The 6,959-nt window shown below is 29.2% G+C and carries 7 protein-coding genes, 1 tRNA gene and 1 pseudogene; all 9 read left to right on the forward strand.

Annotated elements, in window-relative coordinates; genetic code table 11:
- The first annotated feature begins 3 nt into the window (after positions 1–3).
- The gene (hisD, locus tag AMN95_RS04200; protein ID WP_075522718.1) at positions 4–1,287 is read left to right on the forward strand and encodes a histidinol dehydrogenase; all 1,284 of its coding nucleotides are present in this window, start codon (positions 4–6) and stop codon (positions 1,285–1,287) included.
- 2 nt (positions 1,288–1,289) lie between these two features.
- Positions 1,290–1,505 (forward strand): translation initiation factor IF-1, encoded by a 216-nt coding sequence (gene infA / locus AMN95_RS04205; RefSeq protein WP_075519823.1) that lies wholly within the window; start codon positions 1,290–1,292, stop codon positions 1,503–1,505.
- Positions 1,506–1,511: 6 nt separating this feature from the next.
- Positions 1,512–1,586: transfer RNA gene (locus tag AMN95_RS04210), tRNA-Phe, on the forward strand.
- A 79-nt stretch (positions 1,587–1,665) separates the two neighbouring features.
- Positions 1,666–1,878 (forward strand): cold-shock protein, encoded by a 213-nt coding sequence (locus tag AMN95_RS04215; protein WP_075522719.1) that lies wholly within the window; start codon positions 1,666–1,668, stop codon positions 1,876–1,878.
- A 340-nt stretch (positions 1,879–2,218) separates the two neighbouring features.
- Positions 2,219–3,613: a histidine--tRNA ligase gene (gene hisS, locus AMN95_RS04220; protein ID WP_075522720.1), complete on the forward strand. Its 1,395-nt coding sequence runs from the start codon at positions 2,219–2,221 to the stop codon at positions 3,611–3,613.
- Entirely contained in the window at positions 3,591–4,637 is a 1,047-nt protein-coding gene (locus AMN95_RS04225; RefSeq protein ID WP_075522721.1) for an ATP phosphoribosyltransferase regulatory subunit, read from the forward strand. Before hisS ends, AMN95_RS04225 begins: the two co-directional genes overlap by 23 nt.
- Positions 4,634–5,326, forward strand: a complete 693-nt coding sequence (hisG, locus tag AMN95_RS04230; RefSeq protein WP_075522722.1) for an ATP phosphoribosyltransferase — start codon at positions 4,634–4,636, stop codon at positions 5,324–5,326. The genes AMN95_RS04225 and hisG overlap by 4 nt, the downstream gene beginning before the upstream one ends.
- Before the next feature lie 145 nt (positions 5,327–5,471).
- Positions 5,472–6,563, forward strand: a complete 1,092-nt coding sequence (locus AMN95_RS04235) for a DNA recombination protein RmuC (protein WP_075522723.1) — start codon at positions 5,472–5,474, stop codon at positions 6,561–6,563.
- A 37-nt stretch (positions 6,564–6,600) separates the two neighbouring features.
- Positions 6,601–6,959, forward strand: a pseudogene (locus tag AMN95_RS04240) (hypothetical protein); the annotation flags it as partial.

The raw sequence follows: 6,959 nt of genomic DNA on the forward strand, positions 1-6,959 counted from the left end.
TCTATGAAAATACTTAAGAGTAATAATAAAAGTTTTGACAGAACACTTGATAAATTATTGTCAATCAGAAAAAAAAAGATTCAGTCAAGTTTGGTCTCTGTAAATCATATTATTAGAGATGTAAAAAAAAATGGTGATAAAGCTTTGTTAAAATATGAGAAAAAATTTAATCAAAATTCAAAAATAATTCCCTCCTCAAAACAAATTTCAAAATTAATTAAAAATTTGGATAAAAAAGTAAAACAAGCAATTAACACTGCTTATGATCGAATATATAAATTTCACTCGCTGCAGAAAGTTAAAGACATTTCGTATGTTGATAAGTACAAAAATAAACTTCAGTATAAATATTTACCGATAGACTCTATAGCAATATATGTTCCTGGTTCATCAGCATCATATCCATCAACTGTATTAATGAATGCAATACCTGCTATAATTGCGGGAGTAAAGAGAATTGTAATGATAAATCCTGGTTTCAAAGGAAAACAAAATTCTGCAGTTTTATATGCTGCAAGAAAATGTAAAATTCAAGAAATTTATTCAATTGGAGGTGCATCTGCAATTGCAGCAGTAACTTATGGAACTAAAAAAATAAAACAAGTTAACAAAATTGTAGGACCTGGTAATGTTTATGTTACTGCGGCAAAAAAAGAAGTATTTGGAGATGTTGGTATTGAAGCGATGGTTGCAGGTCCGTCGGAAGTAACTATTGTATGTGACAGAAATTCAAATCCAATTTGGGTAGCTAGTGATTTAGTCGCTCAAGCAGAACATGATCCATTAGCACAATGTATTTTGATTTCAAAAGATAAAAAGTTAATACACGATGTGAAATTTGAAATTTTCAAGCAATTAAAAGAAATTCCAAGACAATCAATTGCCAAAAAAAGCATAATTAATAACGGAATTTTAATGTACATAAACTCTGAAAAAAAAATCATAGATGTTGTAAATAAAATCGCACCTGAACATTTGGAGTTGAATATAAAAAATTATAAAACATTTGTTAAGAAGATTAAAAATGCAGGTTCAATTTGTTTAGGAAAATATGCAATTATGGCTATGACAGATTATAACATTGGATCAAATCATGTATTACCAACAAATGGTTCAGCAAAATATTCTTCTGGAATAAGTGTAAATGAATTTTATAAAAGAATTTCTTACATAAACTTATCAAAAAAGGGTATTGAAAGTCTTGGGCCATCAGTTATAACTCTTGCAAATTATGAAGGGTTAGCAGGACATGCTCACTCAATAAAAAAAAGAATTAGGAGAAAATAAATTTGTCTAAACAAGACCTACTTGAATTCAAAGGTAAAGTTACTGATTTATTACCAAACGCTATGTTTAGAGTTCAATTAGAAAACGGTCACATCGTTACAGCGCATACAGCAGGAAAACTTCGAAAAAATAGAATAAGAGTTCTGCAGGGTGACAATGTGACAGTGGAAATGACCCCTTATGATCTTACTAAAGGACGAATAATCTTTAGAGGGTAATCCTAAGGCTGAGTAGCTCAGGAGTAGAGCAGAGCCCTGAAAAGGCTTGTGTCGGAGGTGCGAATCCTTCCTCAGCCACCACCACTTTTCAACTTGCAAAAATTTTAAAAAAAATTAACTTTATTCATTATTAACAAAAATTAAAGGACTATGAAATAAGATGAGTACACTACAAGGTAAAGTAAAATGGTTTAACGGTAAAAAAGGATATGGTTTTATCGAAAGAGATGACAAAGAAAAAGATGCATTCGTACACGCTTCAGCAGTTAAAGCAGCTGGGATGAGATATTTAAATGAAGGTGATAAGCTGGAGTTTACATTAGAAGATGGTCCAAAAGGCCCTTCAGCAGTTAATCTAAAAAAATTAGACTAATTTTTTAACTTTAAAGACGTTTATCAAAAACAGATAAACGTCTTTTTATTTTTTAGGTTGATAAATTTCATTTTTTGTCTAATAAGATGCCCATGATTAAAAAGATGACTATTTTCAAATTAGGCAAATGTACTCTTGGATCTACTTCAAGAGGAACTAATAGAGGTGTGCATAGTCATTTCCATGCTGGCTAAAGCTAGCAATTAATTTTTATAATATAATTTTAAATCTACTAAAAATAATATAAAACAGAAAAGGATATGCCTTGGTGGTGAAATAGCATCACGTCGGTTTGTGGATCCGAAGTCGTAGGAGCGTAACCTACCCAAGGTACCAAAAAATGAATAAAGAAAATAAATTAGTTCCAGGATTACCTCCTGGGTTTGAAGATCGTTGGGATAAAAAACTTCTTCTCAAAAAAAGTCTAATAAAGACTATTGAGAATAATTTTATTAAATTTGGAGCAGAGGCTCTGGAAACCCCTTCGTTTGAGATAAGTTCAAATATAGGATCTTTTTTGGCAGAGGATGAAGCTAATCCTATGTCTGATGTATTCTCATTTCAAGATGGAGAAAAAAGCATTACTCTTAGGTATGATCTTTCAAGCCCGCTAGCTAGATTTGTTGCTCAAAACAATCAAGAGCTTCCATCAATCTTTAAAAGGTATGCTATTCAAAATGTTTTTAGAAATGAAAAGGCTGGTAACGGAAGGTATAGAGAATTTATGCAAGCTGACTTTGATATTGTGGGAAATGTTAATCCTGCCCAAGCAAATGCTGAGCTTTGCAACTTAATATCAAGTACATTGTTAGATTGCGGATTAAAAAAAGATCAATTTATAATTAACATTAGTAATAGAAAAATAGTTCAAGGATTAATTGATGATCTAAAAATATCAGAGGACAAACAATTAAAAGTAATTAGAGCAATTGACAAATTAGATAAACCAGGTTTTGGTTTAAAGGGTGTTGAAGATCTTCTTAAAAAAGAGAGAAAAGATAAAAGTGGTGCAATCACTAAGGGTGCAGATTTAAACGATGAACAATTGTCTGGAATACTTAATTTTTTAAAAATTAAAGATTTAAAAGAATTAAAAGAAAAATTAAAAAATCCATTGTCTCAAGAAGGTATTAAGGAATTAGAACAAGTATTTGAAGTATTGGGTTACAGTTCAAATTTAAATCAGGTCAAAACAAATTTTGCAATTGTTAGGGGATTGGCTTATTATTCAGATTTCATTGTTGAAACAAATCTAAATTTTAAAGTTACAAATAATAAAGGTAAAGAGGTCGATATAGGCAGTATTTGTTCTGGTGGAGCTTATGCAAAATTAATCTCTAGATTTAAAGGTGTAGATATTCCAGGCACTGGAATTAGTTTTGGAATTGATCGATTATTGTTTGCTTTGATGCAATTAGATCAAATAAAAGTAGATAGTCAAAAACCAGTTTTAGTTTGTGTAATGAATGAAAAATATCTAAAAAATTACTACGAAATTTTAGATCTATTAAGAAATAATAATATCAATGCTGAAATTTTTTTAGATACAAAGAAAAATTTAGGTAAACAACTAACCTTAGCAAATAAACGTGAATTAGATGTTGCGATAATATGTGGTGAAAATGAATTTAATGAAAATACAGTTACTATTAAAAGCCTAAAGGGTGTTAAGGGTGAAAATAATAAAACATTTCCAAAAGAAAATTTAATTGATGAAGTCAAAAAACTTATCTGAAAATATTCTTAGATCAGTAAAATCTAAGGGTTTTAAATATATTGAATTACCATCAGTTATTGAGGCTAGTCATATAGTTCAAAGGTCTGGGGAGAGTTTTAGAAAATTTATTTTTTTATTTACAGATCAGACAGGTAATGAATTATGTTTGAGACCTGACCTTACCATTGTCTCTTGTCTTAGGTATTTAGAAAATAATTTAAAGGGTAAAGAAAAAATATTTTATAGTGGACAGGCTTATAGAAAATCTCAAAATAAAAAAGATTCTATAATTCGAAATCAAGTTGGTTTTGAGATTATAGGATCTAGAGATGAAAAAAATGATGATAAAGAAATAATAGATACATCACTTAAATCACTTAAAAATCTAAAATATTCTACTGGCACTCTCACTATTGGCAATGTGGAGATTTTTAATCTTCTAATATCTAAATTAGATATACCAAAAAGATGGAAATTAAGGCTTACAAGACATTTTTGGCGGGAAGACTATTTCAGCGATTTATTAAAAAGATTAGAGACAAATTCTGATGTTGATCCAACTATTGTTGAAGTTGATAAAAGACGTTACTTAAAGATGCTAAAAGGTAATCAATCTAAAGTTGTTGCTGGTAGATCAATAAAAGAAATCTTAAAAAGATTTGATCATAAAATTAAAGACCCAAGAAGAACAAACAAAGGTAAAAACGTTTCAAAAATAATTAAAGATTTTTTGAGAATAAAATGTCCAATTAATAAAGCAGCCAGTGAATTAAACAAATTTTTTAAAAAATATAAAATTAATCTTGCTGTAGATCAAAGATATTTCCCGTTATCTCAAAATAAAGTTTCAAAATTAAATGTTATTTTTTCTGCCTCATTTGGAAGACAACTTGAGTATTATACAGGAATGGTTTTTAGAATTGATATCAAATCAAATTTAAAAAATAAAAATGTTATTAATGGTGGAAGGTATGATCACTTAATCTCAGATCTTGGATCTAAAAAAGAAGTTCCAGCAGTCGGGGCTGCCATAAATATATGATTAACGATATCATAAATGTTGGAATTCCTAGCAAAGGTAGACTTAGAAAAGATGTTTTAAATATCTTTAAAAAGAAGAAATTAAGACTTTTTTCTGAGAGAGGAGAAAGAGATTTGCTTGCATCAATTAAAGGTAAAAAGAATATTAAAATTATTTATTTGCATGCGCGTGAAATTATTCAAAGATTAGGAGAGGGCTCTTTGGATTTTGGATTTTCTGGGTTTGATTTACTTAAAGAAAGCGAAATTAATATTCAAAATAAAATTAGCGTGAGTAAAAAATATAATTTTGGTAAAGCAAAATTAGTTGTTGCTATTCCTGATGAATGGATTGATGTACAAACGATTGCTGATTTAGAGGAAATAGCATTTGAATTTAAAGATAAAAAAAAGAAAAGGTTAAGAGTGGCAACAAAATACCCAAATTTAACAAGAGAATTTTTGTTTTCTAAAGGAGTAACTCAGTTTAAGATAGTAAGTAGCTTAGGTGCAACAGAAGCTTATCCTTTCACAGAGTCTAGTGAGATTATTACAGATATAACTTCCACTGGAGAAACATTAAAAGCTAATAACTTAAGAATATTGAAAGATGGAGAAATATTAAAATCCGAAGCCTGTATGATGGTTTCTAGATTATCTGTTAAAAAAAAAGCTTTGAAAAGTTTGACTAAATTACTTTCTAAGGATTAAATCTTTCCAATAAATAAGGATAATTCTAATAATATCTAGGTTTCTAAGTACTGCATAGACGCCAACTAATATCCCAAGGCCTATAATAATTTTAAATATTAATAATAGTTCCATTGCTCATTTTATATATGATATAAACTGATTCATGGAAATTATATTTTTAATTATTTTAGTTGCATTGTTAGGAGTAGTTTCGACAATTCTTTATTTAAATCTAAAATCTAAGCCTAAAAATGAAAATAAAGAGGCTGAAGAAATAGCTAATTTAAAATCTGAAATTTCAAATTTAAAAGATACTTTAAATACAACAATTAATAATTCACTGGGTTCAATGTCTACTTCATTTAATGCCTTATCTACAGGAGTAACAAAGGATATGACAGAGGCCCTTACTAAAGTTGATGAGAAGGTTGGTAATTTTAACCAACAAGTACAATTGTTAAATCAAAGCCAAGAAGGAATTACTAAAATTTTGGCAGGGGTTAAAAAATATGGAACTCTTGCTGAGTATTCACTGGATGCTTTAATAAAAGATTTATTACCCGCTTCTCAATTTATGATCAATGCTAAGATGAAAGAAGATACAAGTGAAAATGTCGAATTTGCAATTAAACTTCAAGGAGATGTTTTGGTTCCAGTAGACTCTCATTTTCCAGTGGAAAAATTTAAAGCAATCACAGATGCTTATGATGATGATAATAAAAAAGCAGTTGCTGAAGCGAGAACAAAATTAGCTAGTGCATTTAAAGCTAAAGCAAAAAGTGTAATGGAAAAATACATTGTTCCACCTAAAACAACAGATTTTGCGATAGTTTATGCACCAACTGAAAGTCTTTATAAAGAATTAACTGATTATCAGGATCCAAGTACTAAAGAACTATTAACTCAAGAATTGATGAAAAAGTATAAAATAGTAATTTGTGGTCCTAATACGCTTTCAGCTTATTTACAGTCTTTACATATGGGCTTTCAATCCCTGAAAGTACAAAAAGGAGCTACAGAAATATACAATCATCTTAAAACAATCACCACAAGATTTTCAAAACATTTTGATAATATAATTACACTTAGAAAAAAATTAGAGGAGGCCATGAGTGTAGTAGATAAGTTCGGCACTGATGCAAGATCAATAAGCAGAACTCTAGAAAATATTAAAGATCCCGAGCTAGTTGAGAAAGCTGTGCAAACAGAAAACGTAGAAAAATTTGTTGAAAGAAATAAACAGCTTAAAAATTAATTTCTTTTTTCCAATAATACCGATTATAAGAAATCACATGCAGTGGAATAATAAATACATTTATCCAAAATCTACAAGATCAATATTTCAAGGTTCAAGACATTATTTAGTAAACCAAGAAAATCTTCCATCTGTAACGACTATTTTAAAAGCAACAGAGTCTGATGAAAAAAAAGCAAAATTAGAAGAATGGAAAAAAAGGGTGGGTTATAAACAAGCAGAAGTTATCTCAAGAGAAGCAACTTCTCGTGGAAGTTCTATGCACGATTATTTAGAAAAATTTTTGCTTGGAAAATTGAATATGGATTTACTTGGAAATAATACTCGTGAAAAATTGATGGCTGATCAAATTATAGAAAATGGATTAAGAGATAAATTAAGTGAGATTTGGGGATG

The sequence above is a fragment of the Candidatus Pelagibacter communis genome (genome assembly GCF_001180185.1).
GTDB lineage: Bacteria > Pseudomonadota > Alphaproteobacteria > Pelagibacterales > Pelagibacteraceae > Pelagibacter > Pelagibacter ubique_F.

Coding starts and splice junctions, on each gene's coding strand:
- hisD (WP_075522718.1), top strand. CDS start 4: ATGAAAATACTTAAGAGTAATAATAAAAGTTTTGACAGAACACTTGAT.
- AMN95_RS04215 (WP_075522719.1), top strand. CDS start 1,666: ATGAGTACACTACAAGGTAAAGTAAAATGGTTTAACGGTAAAAAAGGA.
- hisS (WP_075522720.1), top strand. CDS start 2,219: ATGAATAAAGAAAATAAATTAGTTCCAGGATTACCTCCTGGGTTTGAA.
- AMN95_RS04225 (WP_075522721.1), top strand. CDS start 3,591: ATGAAGTCAAAAAACTTATCTGAAAATATTCTTAGATCAGTAAAATCT.
- hisG (WP_075522722.1), top strand. CDS start 4,634: ATGATTAACGATATCATAAATGTTGGAATTCCTAGCAAAGGTAGACTT.
- AMN95_RS04235 (WP_075522723.1), top strand. CDS start 5,472: ATGGAAATTATATTTTTAATTATTTTAGTTGCATTGTTAGGAGTAGTT.